At 42.6% G+C, this 16,740-nt stretch carries 15 protein-coding genes and 1 other annotated feature; of the genes, 14 read left to right on the top strand and 1 reads right to left on the bottom strand.

Going from position 1 to position 16,740, the window contains the following annotated elements; genetic code table 11:
* Position 1: 1 nt before the first annotated feature.
* From DL92_RS0108185 to glf, 3 genes are all read left to right on the top strand, one after another.
* The gene (locus DL92_RS0108185) at positions 2-742 is read left to right on the top strand and encodes a zinc ribbon domain-containing protein (RefSeq protein WP_026655674.1); all 741 of its coding nucleotides are present in this window, start codon (positions 2-4) and stop codon (positions 740-742) included.
* Between the two features lie 366 nt (positions 743-1,108).
* Positions 1,109-1,444 carry a hypothetical protein gene (locus tag DL92_RS0108180; RefSeq protein WP_026515661.1) on the top strand — a complete coding sequence of 112 codons (336 nt, stop codon included), beginning with the start codon at positions 1,109-1,111 and terminating at the stop codon, positions 1,442-1,444.
* Positions 1,445-1,633: 189 nt separating this feature from the next.
* Positions 1,634-2,830 carry a UDP-galactopyranose mutase gene (gene glf / locus DL92_RS0108175; protein ID WP_026667379.1) on the top strand — a complete coding sequence of 399 codons (1,197 nt, stop codon included), beginning with the start codon at positions 1,634-1,636 and terminating at the stop codon, positions 2,828-2,830.
* A gap of 62 nt (positions 2,831-2,892) precedes the next feature.
* Here the strand turns inward: glf and fliD are convergent, their stop codons facing one another.
* Positions 2,893-4,203 carry a flagellar filament capping protein FliD gene (gene fliD / locus DL92_RS0108170; RefSeq protein WP_026667378.1) on the bottom strand — a complete coding sequence of 437 codons (1,311 nt, stop codon included), beginning with the start codon at positions 4,201-4,203 and terminating at the stop codon, positions 2,893-2,895.
* 247 nt (positions 4,204-4,450) lie between these two features.
* Between fliD and DL92_RS0108165 the strand changes: the two genes are divergently transcribed.
* The 11 genes from DL92_RS0108165 (at position 4,451) to rpoB (ending at position 16,715) form a co-directional block, all read left to right on the top strand.
* Positions 4,451-6,358 (top strand): hypothetical protein, encoded by a 1,908-nt coding sequence (locus tag DL92_RS0108165; protein ID WP_026667377.1) that lies wholly within the window; start codon positions 4,451-4,453, stop codon positions 6,356-6,358.
* Positions 6,351-7,406, top strand: a complete 1,056-nt coding sequence (locus DL92_RS0108160; RefSeq protein ID WP_026667376.1) for a glycosyltransferase — start codon at positions 6,351-6,353, stop codon at positions 7,404-7,406. Before DL92_RS0108165 ends, DL92_RS0108160 begins: the two co-directional genes overlap by 8 nt.
* 135 nt (positions 7,407-7,541) lie before the next feature.
* Positions 7,542-7,691 (top strand): 50S ribosomal protein L33, encoded by a 150-nt coding sequence (gene rpmG, locus DL92_RS0108155; protein ID WP_026515656.1) that lies wholly within the window; start codon positions 7,542-7,544, stop codon positions 7,689-7,691.
* A gap of 33 nt (positions 7,692-7,724) precedes the next feature.
* Complete coding sequence (gene secE, locus DL92_RS0108150) at positions 7,725-7,979, top strand: preprotein translocase subunit SecE (RefSeq protein ID WP_081670766.1); 255 nt, start codon at positions 7,725-7,727, stop codon at positions 7,977-7,979.
* Between the two features lie 12 nt (positions 7,980-7,991).
* Positions 7,992-8,618 carry a transcription termination/antitermination protein NusG gene (gene nusG / locus DL92_RS0108145; protein WP_081670765.1) on the top strand — a complete coding sequence of 209 codons (627 nt, stop codon included), beginning with the start codon at positions 7,992-7,994 and terminating at the stop codon, positions 8,616-8,618.
* 142 nt (positions 8,619-8,760) lie between these two features.
* Entirely contained in the window at positions 8,761-9,186 is a 426-nt protein-coding gene (gene rplK / locus DL92_RS0108140; RefSeq protein ID WP_026655669.1) for a 50S ribosomal protein L11, read from the top strand.
* 13 nt (positions 9,187-9,199) lie between these two features.
* Positions 9,200-9,889, top strand: coding sequence for a 50S ribosomal protein L1 (gene rplA / locus DL92_RS0108135; protein WP_026515652.1), 690 nt, complete (start codon positions 9,200-9,202; stop codon positions 9,887-9,889).
* A gap of 181 nt (positions 9,890-10,070) precedes the next feature.
* Positions 10,071-11,315, top strand: coding sequence for a CapA family protein (locus DL92_RS18675; RefSeq protein ID WP_051199241.1), 1,245 nt, complete (start codon positions 10,071-10,073; stop codon positions 11,313-11,315).
* A gap of 47 nt (positions 11,316-11,362) precedes the next feature.
* Positions 11,363-11,499: a sequence feature (ribosomal protein L10 leader region), on the top strand.
* A 21-nt stretch (positions 11,500-11,520) separates the two neighbouring features.
* Complete coding sequence (gene rplJ, locus DL92_RS0108125) at positions 11,521-12,099, top strand: 50S ribosomal protein L10 (RefSeq protein ID WP_026655667.1); 579 nt, start codon at positions 11,521-11,523, stop codon at positions 12,097-12,099.
* A gap of 68 nt (positions 12,100-12,167) precedes the next feature.
* Positions 12,168-12,542, top strand: a complete 375-nt coding sequence (gene rplL, locus DL92_RS0108120) for a 50S ribosomal protein L7/L12 (protein WP_026655666.1) — start codon at positions 12,168-12,170, stop codon at positions 12,540-12,542.
* A gap of 300 nt (positions 12,543-12,842) precedes the next feature.
* On the top strand, positions 12,843-16,715 hold the full coding sequence (gene rpoB, locus DL92_RS0108115) for a DNA-directed RNA polymerase subunit beta (protein ID WP_026655665.1): 3,873 nt from the start codon (positions 12,843-12,845) through the stop codon (positions 16,713-16,715).
* Positions 16,716-16,740 lie beyond the last annotated feature (25 nt).

Below are 16,740 nucleotides of genomic sequence, written 5' to 3'. Positions count from 1 at the left end.
CATGAATTGCCCTAATTGTAAAAGAGTTTTGCCGGATAATATTAACCTGAGAATAAATTTCTGCCCGATGTGCGGAAAGAAGCTTTTTGAAGACGGAAAGGACTATCTGATACAGATTGCGTGCGTTGGACACAGGAGCACGGACGGAAATGTAATGATGGTCTTTCTTGACGAGAAACAGCTGTATGAGGTGAAAGCGGGAGAAACAATATGTTTTGCGGTTAAGGCGGGATTCCATGCGCTTAAGTTCAGACAAAAGATAAGGAGCAAGAATATCACGCTTTTGGTTAACTCGGGATATGCGATAAAAGCGGCCTACAATACGGTATCGGGGCTTATCGAGACCAATGTCGTTAAATTTGACGACGATGACGAGGAAACATCCGAGAGAAGGATCAGAGAAGCCGATCTTACGGCGCCTGTTATGGAGTCTGAGACGGGCGCACGCGGCTTTGATTCGGTTCTTGGGGTTGATGACCCGGAATATGAGGTAAAGGCTACTGAAGGCTTTAAAGAAGGCATACTCAGTATCTACTCGGAACGCCTTGAATTCAAGGGGAATAATGATATGGCCAAGGAGGTCATTGATTTTAAAAATATAGTCTCGGTGAAAAAGAAAATGGGTACGATTGATATTTTGTGTGACGGAAATATTCACAAAATATACAGCATTCCGAAAGATATATACAACGAGGTTATGTCATTTTTAAACAATAGAATTGAAGATGTGCGTGGAATATAGGGTTCCGGCTATTTTATACAACAGAAAAACATTAAAAAATTTACGACAAATAGTACTTGCGTACTATTTGTTTTTTCGTATAATAATATATAGAAATCCTAGGCAATATCGGAAGATTTTGGAGGGGGTGAACGGGAAAAAGTCTCATATTTTAACAATAAAATGTGATAAATGTGTGAACACTTTCGCAAAAAAATGTTTCCTCCTACAATTTCGTTAAATTGCCGAAAAAGTGTCGTTATTCTTAAGAAAATTTTAGCAGGTAATTTTCTTAAAAAGGAATGACGAAATAACGTCTATGTGATAGACTAGGGGATGCAAAAGAAAAGAGACGCAAAAGAGAAAAGATTTAGGAGGTTATGCAACATGACAAAAGCTGAAATTTTGAAGAAGGAAATTCTTCTGCAGTATAAGAGCGTAAGACAGTTTGCTATAGATATGTCTATACCATACAGCACATTGGTTACAGCACTTGATAGAGGAATTGAGGGAATGGCTTACGGAACAGTTATCAAAATGTGCGATCGTTTGAATCTTAACCCTGTTGATTTTTCAACACTTGAGCAGGGTGCAGATCTTGGAAAGAAGATCGTTGAGAACCGTGTAATGCAGCAGTATGTTAAGCTTAACAAAGCGGGACGTAAGAAGATTCTTGATATGATGGGTGATTTTTCACAGTTAGACAAATATCAGGCTGACTGATACGGACTTAAACAAAAAATTAATAAGCGGGACAGAGAAGACAAAATCTTCTTTGTCTCGTTTTTCATTTTCAAAGAAAAGAGTTGAAGATCAACTCTTTATTTGTGCCAAAAGCCGATAGAGGGTATAATAGGGGAATATCAGAGAAAGGAAAAGCATGAGCTAAGTGAATATCATGCAATCGGGGATATGAAATACGATTATTTGGTAGTTGGGGCCGGACTTTTTGGTGCGGTTTTCGCACATGAGATGGCGACTAAGGGCAAAGATGTGCTTGTGATAGACAGAAGAGAGCATATCGGCGGAAATATCTATACAGAGAATAAACTTGGAATAAATGTGCATAAATACGGAGCGCATATTTTCCACACATCGGACAAAGAGGTTTGGGAATATGTGAACAGATTTGCGGAGTTCAATAACTATATCAACAGTCCTGTCGCTGTTTACGGAGATGAGCTCTACAATCTTCCCTTTAACATGAATACTTTCAGCAAAATGTGGGGGATAAAGACTCCTGATGAAGCTAAAGAGATCATAGATAAGCAGGCAAAAGAAGAGATTGCAAGGATAAATAAGGAAAAGGGAACAGATTCTTTTTCTGCCGACAATCTCGAAGAGCAGGCGCTCAGCCTTGCGGGAAGAGATATCTATGAGAAACTTGTTAAGGGCTATACCGAGAAGCAGTGGGGAAGAGACTGTAAGGAACTTCCTGCGTTCATTATAAGACGACTTCCAATGAGATTTATTTACGACAATAATTATTTTAATGACAGATATCAGGGTATTCCTATCGGCGGATATACGGAACTTGTTTCCAAACTCCTTCTTCTCAGCGCAGATTCTGAGAAGGTTTCCGGAACCATAACGGTAAAGACATCCGTTGATTACTATGATTTTGTGAATATGAGCGGAAATGTTCCTGCTGAGCCTTACGCTTCAGTAACAGGCGACAGCTTTGATAAGATCCTCTTTACCGGAATGATAGACGAATTCTTTGGATACAAGCTTGGAACTCTTGAGTATAGGTCGCTCAGATTTGAGACAGAGGAACTTCCCGATGTTGATAACTATCAGGGAAATGCTGTTGTAAACTATACTGAGCGTGAGATTCCTTTTACCAGAATAATCGAGCACAAGCATTTTGAATACGGAACGGGAAAAGGAACGGTTATCACAAGGGAGTATCCGGCAGAATGGAAGCACGGCGATGAGCCTTACTATCCGATGAATGATGATAAGAATAATGAGCTCTTTAAGAAATATACCGAGCTTTCAAAAGAGTTTCCCAATATCCTCTTTGGAGGAAGGCTTGGCCAGTATAAGTATTACAATATGGATCAGGTAATAAGGGAAGCGCTTAACCTTAGTGCAGAGAATGCATAAATAATGCGTAAAGCAGAAGCAGCCCGCCGTTTGGCGAGCTGCTTCTCTATATTAAACAGGCTTCAACAATAATTGTTGAACATCATGCCTGAATACTCACTTGTGATGTACGGTGAAGCCACGTTTTCTTTGGTGTCGGGGTTCTTATAATTAACGACAGGCCTGTCAACGTACTTCATAGGATTTACCGAAATCTCTTTTGCCATCGAAAGAAGTGATTCCGAGAATTTCTTGATGGGCTCAAGTGCGTCGGTGTTATTGCTTGTTGTGACAGCTTCCTTGAGTGTGTCCGGATCTATCGATATTACACCGTCTCCTTCGAGCTTGATTCCGAGTGCTTCGGTATCTTTTATGTGCTGGCGCGCAATCGATATTGCTTCAGACCTGAGCTTGTCGCCTTTGTACTTGGCGTCGTGTTCCTGTGCAGCGTCGTTTACAAAACTGTTGTAGTTGTCGATGAGGGCGGTTATATGGTTTACAAGCGCCTCGTTATCTTTTTTGACACCGACATGTATCGAATCTCCGGGCTCTGTGACACCGTTTAAGTGGATGTCAAACTTGGAGCCGACTGTGAAGTGATTTGAAATGGCTGTTTTCTCGTCGCCGTTTAACGCAAAGTGCGCATTGGAAGCGGGAGCGGAAACCATATCAAGCCCGAGAGCGGCAACAGCACCACTTTTGAGTTCTCCGTCAGTCTCATATATCTCAAACTGGCTGAGTTCTCCGGGGTGGAGACCGGTGTGTTTGGATGAGATCTGAAGCGCAGAGCGGTTATTGGTTCCCTCTAATATTTCGGCTGAAAGACCTATGTCGGCCTTATTTATCAGCTTTTCAAGTTTCTGTAGTACATCTATATTCTTGTCGGCACCGTAAATGCTGAACTGGAATTCAAATTCCTGCTCGCCGACTTTTACATCAAATGAATAATTGTCGGGAGGAAGTACGCTTGATGAATCCGTTGAAAGCATAAGTCCCGTATTTACCTGCTGCGAAGCGAGTTGTGATACTTCGATATCAAAACCTGCCGTTCCGACATCTTCGTTCGGAGTCTTGCCGATGTATGAAGCAACTACCGTATCCGGATCTGTCGAGAAAGCGGAAGTGTGATTCAGGGAAGATTTATCTTCCTGATCGCTAAGGTTAAAGATACTGTTCTGAAGCTGTCTTGCACGCTCTTTTATATCTATTGCGTCAATACGCACATCGTCATCATTTGAAAGTAAATAAAGAGGGGAGTTTTTGTTTATTTTTGCAATCGACTTATACACATCCCTAAGCTCATCCTTACGATGTGCGTCGGCCTGTGTAACATCTTTTGACACGTAGTCCTGTATGAAATGGTTGTAAACACCATTTAGAGATATTCCTGCCATTCGATGCCCCTCCTTTCTTCCTTGATATACGTGCGGTATAATGATTCTGTCATTCCATTGACATCAGACGCACGAGGGCATACTTAGCCACCTTTAGTTACTTACATTTTATATATTATTGTGCAAATGTCAATCGTTTTTTAGTGAAAAAATAGTGAAAAGCGATGATTTAATGGAATATTTATACTATAATAATTTTGTTTTTCTTTTTATCTGAAAATACTAATTTGGGAATAGGAAACATAGTATGTGGACTGTCGATCTTATCGGATTCATTCTGTGCGCGGCCGCAGTAATTCTAATGGCTGCAAATTTTTCATACAGATATAAGGAGAATATGGCAAGTACGCTTCCTGTAGCATATGCGGCTCTGGGGCTTACCATGTATGTTCTTGCCATCATTGGCGCGCTGCGCGGCGTGTTTGTTGAGGCTTCTCTGTATATAGTGCTGAGCGTTATTTCTTTTTTTATGGATAAAAAGAAAAACGCTGAGAGCAAAAGGCTTGAGGCACTTGGGAAAAGTATCTTATCTCCCGAAGTTATCGGACTTGTCGTGACTTCTGTGATAGTGGGCTTTCTTACGTCGGGACTTGCTTTTTCGTGGTGGGATGACATTAATTTCTGGTCACAGGATGCCAAGCAGATTTTTTATCTGAACGGATTTGCGGGAAAGTATGGCAATGTATCGCCTGAGTTTGGTGATTATCCGCCCGCGGGCTCATTGTATAAGTGCCTGTTTCTTTTTACGGGACTTGGTAAGTACAGAGAAAACCTGCAGTTTCTCGGATATTTCGTGACCAATACAATATTCATGATGCCTCTTTTCGGAGTTGTGAAGAAAGCGGCGGATAAGTTCTCTGGGGCAAAAAGGAATGCGCTTACGGTGTTTTGTTTTGCGTCGATGGTTCTTTTCCCCGGAATATTCAACGGAATAATCTACTACGGAACTCCTGCGGATGTGACGATGGGAATCATTTACGGGGCGCTTCTTCTGACACTTTGGAGAGGCAGACGCGGAAATGAGAATTTGAATAATGAAGAATTTTATTATATAAAGATTTTTTTGTACGCATCGGTTCTTCTTTTGACAAAATCGGTCGGAGCAGAGTGGGCGGCATTTGCATTCGTGTTCGGAATTGTTTTTGGGCAAAAGAATATGCGAAAGTACATTGCTTCCGGAGTCGCAAGTTTTATGGTCTACGGCTCCTGGCTTGGATTTTGTTTCATCAACAGAAGAGTTGCCAAGTTGACAGGAGCGGGAATACGCCTTGCAACTTCCGGCGATTACGTGGCTCCTGCGAATACTATTGACAAAGCAGGCTTTTTTATGAAGGGCTTCTGGCTTCTTCCGATGCATGGAGACAGCAATCTTACGATAGATGTTTCGGCGGGCGCAATGCTGACTTTGATGGGATTGTTTTTGACATTTCTTTTTTATAAAAAAGCAGCGGATAAAAAAGATATTGTGAAGCTTGCGATTTTTACCGCGACTACGGCACTTTTGGCTTACGGGATCATCTTTTTGGCACATATATCAATTTTTCAGACTGAAGATCAGTACCTTGATGCCTATGCGATGTCGCTTTCGATTGCCAGATACGGCTGTCCTTTTATGCTTGGCGGGGTGTATCTTTTGGCCGGGGTATTGTATAATGGTGCGGGTAAATTTAAAAAATCAAAGATATTTGCGCTTGCATTTCTTGTGTTTGTCTTTGTGACAGCGGACTACAAGGGATTTCTCTTTTATATAAACGGCTACAGAGATGTGGCGGAGGAAAACAGGGTTTATATAGAGGACATGATCGGTGAAAAAGGAAAACTCCTTGTGGATAACGTGACGGCGGATAAGGAATTGCAAGGCAAGAGAATTCTGGTTATGCGCGACGGACATTCTTCGTACTGGGTCCACAATGCATATATTAACAAGGAGGCATCACCTGTCGCCCTTGTCTATGACGGTTTTATGACTGAATCCGATGATACGGCGTCGATTGGTGATAAACTGCTTGCGAGTCATGCTTCATATTTATACATTGAAGATGATGATGAAATCTCAAAAGATCTTTTCTTACCTCTTTTAAAAGAAGGAAGTAAGTTCGAAAGTTGTAAAATATACAAAATAATAAACAGTGGAAGGGGAGTAACTCTTGAGTAAAGGTGCTGTTCCTATTGTCATTCCGGCATATGAGCCGGGAGAAGAACTTATCAGATTGGTAAAAGAGCTTGTCGAAACAACGACAGAGCCTGTGATCGTGGTTGATGACGGCTCAGATCCCGCAAAATACGGGCACACTTTTGATGAGGTCAGAAAGCTCGGTGCTGTGACCTTGAGAAATGCCGTTAATATGGGAAAGGGAAGGGCACTCAAGGAGGCATTTAATCATTGCATCAATGAGTATGACAATCTTGTCGGTGTTGTTACCGCGGATTCCGACGGGCAGCACTCTGTAAAAGATATCTGCAAGTGCGGTGAAGTTCTGGCGGATAACATCAAGTCGCTCATTCTCGGTGTGAGAGATTTCGGAAAGCCCGGAATTCCTGCAAGAAGTGTGTTTGGAAATAAGACAACAAGCCGTGTCATGAATCTTCTTCTTGGACTTAAGATAAGCGATACGCAGACCGGACTTCGCGGAATCGGCGTGGATTTTATGAAATATCTTTTGACCGAAAAAGGGGAGCGCTTTGAGTTTGAGACAAATATGCTCATAGCCACAAAAGAAAAGGATATCAGCATAATTGAAGTTCCCGTGGATACAATATATCTTGAGGAGAATAAGTCCAGTCACTTTAATCCGCTGCTTGATTCGCTCAGGATTTATGCGGTTTTCTTTAAGTTCCTGCTTTCGTCCGTTTCATCATGCCTTCTGGACATGGTGCTTTTTGGATTCTTCTGCACGGTGCTTGTGAATGCGCCTGTGAAGATGGGGTATATCATGCTTTCTACGATATTGGCGAGAATAATCTCGGCGACATATAATTTCTTCATTAATTATGAAATTGTTTTTTCGGGAGAAAAAGAAAAATCGAAAGCCGCGATTTCTTATTTTGCGCTGGCAGTAGCAATCATGCTGCTTAGCGGATTTTTTGTTACGCTCGGACACAGTATCATGCCTATGATCCCCGAAGTGTGCATAAAGATCGCTGTCGATGGCATGCTTTTTCTTATCAGCTTCTATGTGCAGAGAGAGTTTGTCTATAAATGAAAAAATTCGTTGACGAAGGTATGCCTGTATGATATATTGAGTAGGCGACAAAAGATTTATGTCTTTTTTTTATGCTTAAAAATAAGTTATTTAAGTATTGTTTATTAAACGACTATTACGCCCGGAGGTGAGATAATGCGTACAAGAATTACATTGGCTTGCACAGAGTGCAAAAATCGTAACTATGACACAACAAAGGATAAGAAGACACATCCTGATCGTGTTGAGATGAAGAAGTATTGCCCTTTCTGCAAAGCTCATACTTTACATAAAGAGACAAAGTAATTTTCATCCTTGTATAGGAGGTAGACTGCGGGTATGGAAGAGACCAAGGTAGTAGAGAACAAGTCCAAAACTTCAAATAAATCCGGCAAGTCATTCATTGACAAGATTAGAGGATTTTTTGAAGGCGTAAAAGCGGAAATTGGCAAGATTATCTGGCTTACAAAAGATGATGTTGTTAAGCAGACAACCGCAGTTGTGGTTGCTTCTATTGTTTGCTGTATCTTGATAGCTGTATTGGACTATGCGTTTGAAGAAGGCATTAATCTTTTAATGTCTGTTTCTAAATAATAAGGAGATAATATGTCAGAAGAGATGGAAAAGTCTTTTGAATCTGATGAGGTATTATCAGATTCAACCGCTTCCGCAGACAATGAGGCAGCGGCTGAAACACAGAGTACTGATACGAACGAAAACGCTCATTGGTATGTTGTGCACACATATTCCGGATACGAGAAGAAGGTTAAGGATAACCTTGAGAGTGCCATCATTAACAGACATCTTGAGAATCAGATCTTTGAAGTAAGGATCCCTCTTCAGGATGTAGTTGAAGTTAAGAATGGCGTTCGCAAGAACGTTCAGAGAAAGATGTTCCCCGGCTATGTCCTTGTGAACATGGATATGAACGATGAGACATGGTATGTAGTGCGTAACACACGTGGTGTTACCGGTTTCGTAGGTCCCGGAAGCAAGCCGGTTCCTCTTACAGATGCTGAGATCAAGCCTCTCGGAATCAAGACAGATACAGTTTCTGTTGATTTCGGTGTTGGTGATGAGATTGCAGTTGTAGCCGGAGTTTGGAAGGATACAGCGGGTGTTGTTCAGAGAATGGATTTTGGTAAGCAGACAGCTACCATTAACGTAGATCTCTTTGGACGTGAGACACCTGTAGAAATCAGTTTCGCTGAAGTAAGAAGAATTGACAGCTGATTTGTATAGCAGATCATTTATTTTTTGATATTTAAGTGCGAGAGCGCTTGGATATATAGCCCTGTTTGGGGCATGTCACTGGAGTGGGAGCATCGTTTCCAGGAGATGATGCGCCGACCACATATTTTCAGGAGGTGCCAAAATGGCAAAGAAAGTCGAAGGATACATTAAGTTACAGATCCAGGCTGGTAAAGCAACACCAGCACCACCGGTTGGACCCGCACTTGGTCAGCACGGTGTAAACATCGGTGAATTCACAAAGCAGTTTAACGCACGTACAGCAGACAAGGGTGACGTTATCATCCCTGTAGTTATCACTGTATATGCAGACAGAAGTTTCACATTCATCACAAAGACTCCACCTGCAGCAGTTCTTCTTAAGAAAGCTGCTAAGATCCAGAAGGGTTCAGGAGTTCCTAACAAGACTAAGGTTGCAACTATTTCTAAGGAAGAAGTTAGAAAGATTGCAGAGACAAAGATGCCTGACCTTAATGCTGTTGATATCGAGGCTGCTATGAGCATGATCGCTGGAACAGCACGTAGTATGGGAATCGTAGTAGAAGACTGATGGAGGATGAGAGATGAAACACGGAAAGAAATACTTAGAAGCTGCTAAGCTTATTGATAAGACACAGCAGTATGAAGCCGCTGATGCAATAGCTCTTGTTAAGAAATCAGCAACTGCTAAATTTGATGAAACTGTAGAAGTTCATATCAAGACAGGTTGTGACAGCCGTCACGCTGATCAGCAGATCAGAGGCGCTGTTGTTCTTCCTAACGGAACAGGTAAGACTGTTAAGGTTCTTGTATTTGCTAAGGGAACAAAGCTTGACGAGGCTCAGGCTGCCGGAGCAGATTTCGTTGGTGGAGAGGAACTTATTCCTAAGATCCAGAACGAAGGATGGCTTGATTTCGACGTTGTAGTTGCTACACCTGATATGATGGGTGTTGTAGGACGTCTCGGTAAGGTTCTCGGACCTAAGGGTCTCATGCCTAACCCTAAGGCAGGCACAGTTACTATGGATGTAACTAAGGCTGTTAATGATATCAAAGCCGGTAAGATCGAGTACAGACTTGATAAGGCTAACATCATTCATGTTCCTGTTGGAAAGGCTTCTTTCTCAGAGGAACAGCTTGAGCAGAACTTCAACGCACTTATGGATGCAATTGCAAAGGCTAAGCCTTCATCCGTAAAGGGTCAGTACCTCAAGAGCATCACTCTTGCAACAACAATGGGCCCCGGCGTAAAGGTTGTAGCAAACAAGTATTGATAAACATACTGAATACATTAAAGAACGAGTCTGAGGACTCGTTCTTTTTTTGAGCAGAGCACTTGGCTGAGAGAACCTGCCGAGGTTTTTTCGAGGCTAGTGCGAGCCATGGCGAGCTTAGTGAGAATCCCAGACTTTTCGATATTTTGCTCTCACAATATATTGTGGTATACTCTTTGTTATGAAACAACATTTTGCTAAAAACACAAAAACTTTAAGAAATGCATCGTTCGCATTTGCGGCAACATTCCTGATTGTGGTATTTAGTGGGATTTTTGTAATCGGAATAGTTGCTTTATTCGACGGATCGTCGAGTGATACCGAGAGTATTCTTTCGGTATGGGATGTTATACCCGAAGCAGGTCAGGCAAAAAATGCTGCAATTGCCGGAGATGAAAATGCAGGAAATGCTGCAGAAGTATACGAAGGCGATGAAGCATATTCGTATTCTATAAAGACAAAAGACAAGGATGCTGTGACTATCGGCTTTGCGGGAGATATTCTCTTTGACGACAATTACGCAGTCGGAGAAGCTTTCAAGAAACATGGGGATTCTGTGAGAGGTGTTTTTGGAAAAAAGCTTCTTTCCGAGATGAGAAATGTTGATCTTATGCTCGTCAATAATGAGTTCCCTTATTCGTACGGCGGCGAGCCGCTTCAGGGAAAAACTTATACATTCAGGGCAAGGCCTGAGACAACAAAAGTTTTGAATGAGATGGGCGTTGATATGGTATCGCTTGCAAATAATCATGCATATGATTATGGCGAGCAGGCTCTTTTGGACTCTTTTACAGCGCTTCATGACGCGGGAGTTATCTATGGCGGAGCGGGAAAAAATATTGATGAAGCTTCGCATCCCATATATTATTTGACTGAGAACGGAATGAAGATAGCAATTATCTGCGCAACGCAGATCGAGAGACTTTCTAATCCTGATACGAAGGGTGCAACGGGGGAGTCTCCCGGAGTTTTCAGATGTCTTGATGATTCTCTTTTACTTGAAAGAATCAGAGAAGCAAGAGAGAAGAATGCATTTGTTGTCGTGTTTATACATTGGGGAACGGAGAGCACAACGGAAATAGACTATCTTCAGAGAGATCAGGCAATAGAGATTGCAGATGCGGGAGCTAATCTTATAATCGGATCTCACCCCCATATACTTCAACCGATCGACTATGTAAACGGTGTTCCGGTTGTGTACAGTTTGGGAAATTACATTTTTACTTCCAAAACGCAGGATACATGCATGGTGAAGGCCACAATTCATAATGACGGAAACGTCAATCTTCAGTTTATCCCCGGAATTCAGCAGGGGTGTACGGTCTTTGCGGCAAGCGGAGAGGAGAAGAGACGTATCATGGATTCGATGTGTTCGATGTCGCCCGGAATAAATATGGATGCAAAAGGTAATATCAGTCCCAAATAAGTGTTGACAATACGGCTTATCTGTGTTAAATTATATGAGGTTTTGTGTAGAAACGCAGAACTAAGCCGAAGACAGCAGGTGTTCTATTTATAGAACATAATGTTTATCAAGCGCCTGCCGAGGAAAAGTTAAAGTTTCAGACTTTTCAACTCTCGATGTCTTCGAGAGTTTTTTTTCGGAATTTATTCTAAAAGGAGGTAAAAAAATGGCAAAGGTTGAACTTAAAAAGCCTGTAGTTGAAGAGATTTCAGAGAAGATCAAAGATGCTCAGGCAGTTGTTCTTGTAGATCACCGCGGACTTACTGTTGCGCAGGATACAGAACTTCGTAAGAAGCTTCGTGAAGAAGGCGTAACTTACAAGGTTTATAAGAACACAATGATGAACTTCGCGTTCAAGGGAACAGATTTCGAGCAGCTTGGAGATCTCCTCAACGGACCTAGTGCAATGGCTGTATCTACAACAGATCCTGCAGCACCTGCACGTGTCCTTTATGATTTCGCTAAGCAGGCTAAGGCCCTTGAGATTAAGGGTGGTGTTATAGAAGGTAAATTCTATGACGCAGCAGCAATGACAGAAATCGCTGAGATCCCTTCAAAGGATGTTCTTCTTTCAAAGTTGCTTGGCTCTATGCAGTCACCTATCACAAACTTCGCTCGCGTTATCAAGCAGATCGCAGAGAAGGGTGGCGAGGAAGCTCCTGCAACAGAGGAAGCTGCTCCGGCTGAAACAGCTGAAGCACCCGCAGCTGAGGAAGCTGCAGCTGAAGCACCTGCAGCAGAGTAATCTGTGCAAGGCTACGTAAAAAACGAAACATATAATATTTATGAATAAAACTATACGGAGGTATAAAAATGGCAAAGTTGTCTACAGCAGAAATTATTGATGCTATCAAAGAGTTAACAGTTCTTGAATTAAATGATCTTGTAAAGGCTTGCGAGGAAGAGTTCGGTGTATCTGCAGCAGCTGGAGTAGTAGTTGCAGCAGCAGGCGCTGGCGCAGCAGGTGCTGAAGAGAAGACTGAGTTCAACGTTGAGCTTACAGAGGTTGGTGCTAACAAGGTTAAGGTTATCAAGGTTGTTCGTGAGATCACAGGTCTTGGACTTAAGGAAGCAAAGGATCTCGTAGAGGGCGCTCCTAAGGTAATCAAGGAGAACGCTTCTAAGGCTGAGGCTGATGAGATCAAGGCTAAGGTTGAGGCTGAAGGCGCTAAGGTTACTCTTAAGTAATTTAATCTTTATGCAAATTCAAAGGCGGATTGCTACAAGCAGTCCGTCTTTTACTTTCTTTAAATCAGCTCTTTCAGGGTTCTGTTACTGAAGCTGATAATCTTTAGGCTTCATAAAATCTAAATTTTCTAAAATTTCTGAAAGCAAATATTAAATTTTGCTTGACATGAAGTTTCTATAGAAGTACAATGGATGATGCACTATTATGGTGTAGTGTGTCTTACTGTGCATTTTTATACTGTCTTGCAGGTAAGAGTCTTTATCAATATCAAAAAAACTTAAAGAACGGGGTGAATGTCAATGGAAAAAAACAGATTACATCCTACCGGCTCTGGTAAGAACATCCGAATGAGCTTCCAGCGCCAGAAGGAAGTCCTGGAGATGCCAAACCTGATTGAAGTTCAGAAGAATTCCTATCAGTGGTTTCTCGACGAAGGCTTGAAAGAAGTCTTTGACGATATCTCTCCTATTGAGGACTACAGTGGCAAACTCAGTCTGGAATTTGTTGATTTCAAGCTTTGTGAGGATGAGATTGACAAAAATAAGAATACGATTGAGAAGTGCAAGGAGAGAGATGCAACATTTGCTGCACCTTTAAAGGTAAAGGTTCGCCTTCACAACAAGGAAAAGAACGAATTTACGGAACATGAAATATTTATGGGCGACCTTCCTCTTATGACTGCGACGGGCACGTTCGTTATCAACGGAGCCGAGCGAGTTATAGTCAGTCAGTTGGTACGTTCCCCCGGTATCTACTACGATATCACATACGATAAGGTTGGAAAGGAACTTATAGCATGTACTGTTATTCCTAACAGAGGTGCATGGCTTGAGTATGAAACAGACTCCAACGACGTATTCTACGCGAGAGTTGACAGAACCAGAAAGGTTCCCGTAACAGTTCTTATCAGAGCTCTCGGAATAGGTACAAATGAAGAAATTCTCGAACTCTTTGGTGATGAGCCCAAGATTCAGGGAAGCTTTTCTAAGGACGCTTCATCAGATTATCAGAGCGGCCTTCTTGAACTGTACAGAAAAATCCGTCCCGGCGAGCCTCTTTCAGTAGAGAGTGCAGAGAGTCTTATCAATGCAATGTTCTTCGATTCAAGAAGATATGACCTTGCTAAGGTGGGAAGATATAAGTTTAATAAGAAACTTCATTTCAAGAACAGAATTAATGGTCATGTGCTTGCACAGGACGTAGTTGACGAGCTTACAGGTGAGATGATCGCATCTGCAGGTACTAAGGTTGACCGCGCACTTGCAACAGAGATTCAGAACTGTGCTATTCCTTATGTATACCTTCAGGAGGAAGAGCGCAATGTTAAGGTTCTTTCAAATATGATGGTTGATATTACACACTTCATTGAGTGCGACCCCGCTGAACTCGGAATCAATGAGGATGTTTATTATCCTGTTCTTAAAGAAATTCTTGATGAGTATACAGCAAAGAACGATCCCGAGGGTCTTGCTGAGACAATCAAGAAGCGTGTGCATGAGCTTGTTCCCAAGCACATTACAAGAGAAGACATCATTGCTTCTATCAACTATAACATCAACCTTGAATACGGTATCGGTAATGACGATGATATCGATCACTTGGGCAACAGACGTATCCGTTGCGTAGGTGAGCTTCTTCAGAATCAGTATCGTATCGGTCTTTCAAGACTTGAGAGAGTTGTTCGTGAGAGAATGACAACTCATGATACAGAGGAAGTTTCTCCTCAGATCCTTATCAACATTAAGCCTGTACAGGCAGCTGTTAAGGAATTCTTTGGTTCATCACAGCTTTCACAGTTCATGGACCAGAACAACCCTCTTGGTGAGCTTACACATAAGAGACGTCTTTCAGCTTTGGGACCCGGTGGTCTTTCAAGAGACAGAGCCGGATTCGAGGTTCGAGACGTACACTATACACACTATGGACGTATGTGCCCTATCGAGACACCTGAAGGACCTAACATCGGTCTTATCAACTCACTCGCAAGTTATGCAAGAGTTAATGATTATGGTTTCGTTGAGGCTCCATACCGTAAAGTAGACCAGTCAGATCCTGAAAATCCCAGAGTAACTGACGAGGTTGAATACCTTACAGCAGATGAAGAAGATAATTATCATGTAGCTCAGGCTAATACACCTCTTGATGAGAACGGATACTTTAAGAACAACACAGTTTCCGGTCGTTACAGAGAGGAGACATCAGCATATCCTAAGACTGCATTTGAGTACATGGACGTGTCTCCGAGAATGGTATTCTCAGTAGCTACAGCACTTATTCCTTTCCTTGAGAACGACGATGCTAACCGTGCCCTCATGGGATCAAACATGCAGCGTCAGGCGGTGCCGCTTCTTACAACAGAAGCTCCTGCAGTAGGAACAGGAATGGAGCGTAAGGCAGCTGTTGACTCAGGTGTCTGCGTAGTCGCAAGAAAAGCCGGAACTGTTGACTTTGTTGACAGTAAGCTTATTCAGATGACATATGATGATGGAGAAAAAGAAGAATTCCATCTTATTAAGTTCCAGAGATCTAACCAGAGTAACTGCTACAACCAGAGACCTATCGTATTTAAGGGCGACCATGTTGAAGCAGGACAGGTTATTGCCGACGGCCCTTCAACTTCACAGGGAGAACTCGGACTCGGTAAGAACCCTCTTATCGGTTTCATGACTTGGGAAGGTTATAACTACGAGGATGCTGTTCTTCTTTCAGAGAGACTTGTACGTGACGATGTATTCACATCTGTACATATCGAAGAATATGAAGCAGAAGCTCGTGAGACCAAGCTTGGACCTGAAGAGATCACAAGAGACGTTCCCGGTGTCGGTGATGACGCACTCAAGGATCTTGATGATCGCGGAATTATCCGTATCGGTGCAGAGGTTCGTGCAGGTGATATCCTTGTGGGTAAGGTTACTCCTAAGGGAGAAACAGAGCTTACAGCTGAAGAGAGGCTCCTTAGAGCAATCTTCGGTGAGAAGGCAAGAGAAGTAAGGGATACATCTCTTAAGGTCCCTCACGGTGAGTACGGTATCATCGTTGATGCGAAGGTATTTACAAGAGAGAACGGAGACGAGCTTTCACCCGGTGTTAACCAGGCAGTTCGTATCTATATAGCACAGAAGAGAAAGATTTCCGTAGGTGATAAGATGGCCGGACGTCACGGTAACAAGGGTGTCGTTTCCCGCGTACTTCCTATCGAGGATATGCCTTATCTTCCTAACGGCAGACCTCTCGACATCGTGCTTAACCCTCTCGGCGTTCCTTCCCGTATGAATATCGGACAGGTCCTCGAGATTCACCTTTCACTTGCTGCTAAGGCACTTGGATTTAACATCGCAACACCTATTTTCGACGGTGCTAACGAGATAGATATTCAGAATACTCTTGAGATGGCTAACGATTACGTTAACAGCTCATGGGAAGACTTTGAAGCTAAGTACAAAGATATTGTTGTTCCTGAGATCATGGATTACTTATATGAGAACAGGGATCACAGAGAGCTTTGGAAAGGTGTTCCGATCAGATCGGACGGAAAAGTTCAGCTTCGTGACGGTAGAACAGGTCAGAAGTTCGACAGCCCGACAACAATCGGACACATGCATTACCTTAAGCTCCATCACCTGGTTGACGATAAGATCCATGCTCGTTCAACAGGTCCTTACTCACTTGTTACACAGCAGCCTCTGGGTGGTAAAGCTCAGTTCGGTGGACAGCGTTTCGGTGAGATGGAAGTTTGGGCGCTGGAAGCATACGGTGCTGCATACACATTGCAGGAGATTCTTACAGTTAAGTCTGATGATGTTGTAGGACGTGTTAAGACATATGAAGCTATTATCAAGGGTGACAATATTCCTGAACCCGGAGTACCTGAGTCATTCAAGGTTCTCTTGAAGGAGCTTCAGTCACTCGGACTTGACATCAAAGTTCTTCGCGAAGACAACACAGAAGTTGAAATCAAAGAGAGCGTTGATTATACAGATTCTGATTATCGCACAGAGATCGAAGGCGATAACGCAGGTCGTGACTATGGACAGGAATCATTTGAGGCAAACGGATATACACAGCAGCGTTTCGATGAAAGTGGTGAACTTGTATCGGAAGTTGAGGATTCCGGAAACTTTGATTCAGATGACAGTTTTGATGATTTTGGCGATGCATCTGATGACGAGTGATTTGCAGTAACTAACAAAGCAAAGA

This window comes from Butyrivibrio sp. AE2005, from assembly GCF_000686965.1.
GTDB lineage: Bacteria > Bacillota > Clostridia > Lachnospirales > Lachnospiraceae > Butyrivibrio > Butyrivibrio hungatei_A.
This window is presented reverse-complemented; position numbering and strand designations above follow the sequence as displayed.

Excerpts from the sequence above, each read along its gene's own strand:
- DL92_RS0108185 (WP_026655674.1), top strand. The coding sequence starts at position 2 with ATGAATTGCCCTAATTGTAAAAGAGTTTTGCCGGATAATATTAACCTG.
- DL92_RS0108180 (WP_026515661.1), top strand. The coding sequence starts at position 1,109 with ATGACAAAAGCTGAAATTTTGAAGAAGGAAATTCTTCTGCAGTATAAG.
- glf (WP_026667379.1), top strand. The coding sequence starts at position 1,634 with ATGAAATACGATTATTTGGTAGTTGGGGCCGGACTTTTTGGTGCGGTT.
- fliD (WP_026667378.1), bottom strand. The coding sequence starts at position 4,203 with ATGGCAGGAATATCTCTAAATGGTGTTTACAACCATTTCATACAGGAC.
- DL92_RS0108165 (WP_026667377.1), top strand. The coding sequence starts at position 4,451 with ATGTGGACTGTCGATCTTATCGGATTCATTCTGTGCGCGGCCGCAGTA.
- rpmG (WP_026515656.1), top strand. The coding sequence starts at position 7,542 with ATGCGTACAAGAATTACATTGGCTTGCACAGAGTGCAAAAATCGTAAC.
- secE (WP_081670766.1), top strand. The coding sequence starts at position 7,725 with ATGGAAGAGACCAAGGTAGTAGAGAACAAGTCCAAAACTTCAAATAAA.
- nusG (WP_081670765.1), top strand. The coding sequence starts at position 7,992 with ATGTCAGAAGAGATGGAAAAGTCTTTTGAATCTGATGAGGTATTATCA.
- rplK (WP_026655669.1), top strand. The coding sequence starts at position 8,761 with ATGGCAAAGAAAGTCGAAGGATACATTAAGTTACAGATCCAGGCTGGT.
- rplA (WP_026515652.1), top strand. The coding sequence starts at position 9,200 with ATGAAACACGGAAAGAAATACTTAGAAGCTGCTAAGCTTATTGATAAG.
- DL92_RS18675 (WP_051199241.1), top strand. The coding sequence starts at position 10,071 with ATGAAACAACATTTTGCTAAAAACACAAAAACTTTAAGAAATGCATCG.
- rplJ (WP_026655667.1), top strand. The coding sequence starts at position 11,521 with ATGGCAAAGGTTGAACTTAAAAAGCCTGTAGTTGAAGAGATTTCAGAG.
- rplL (WP_026655666.1), top strand. The coding sequence starts at position 12,168 with ATGGCAAAGTTGTCTACAGCAGAAATTATTGATGCTATCAAAGAGTTA.
- rpoB (WP_026655665.1), top strand. The coding sequence starts at position 12,843 with ATGGAAAAAAACAGATTACATCCTACCGGCTCTGGTAAGAACATCCGA.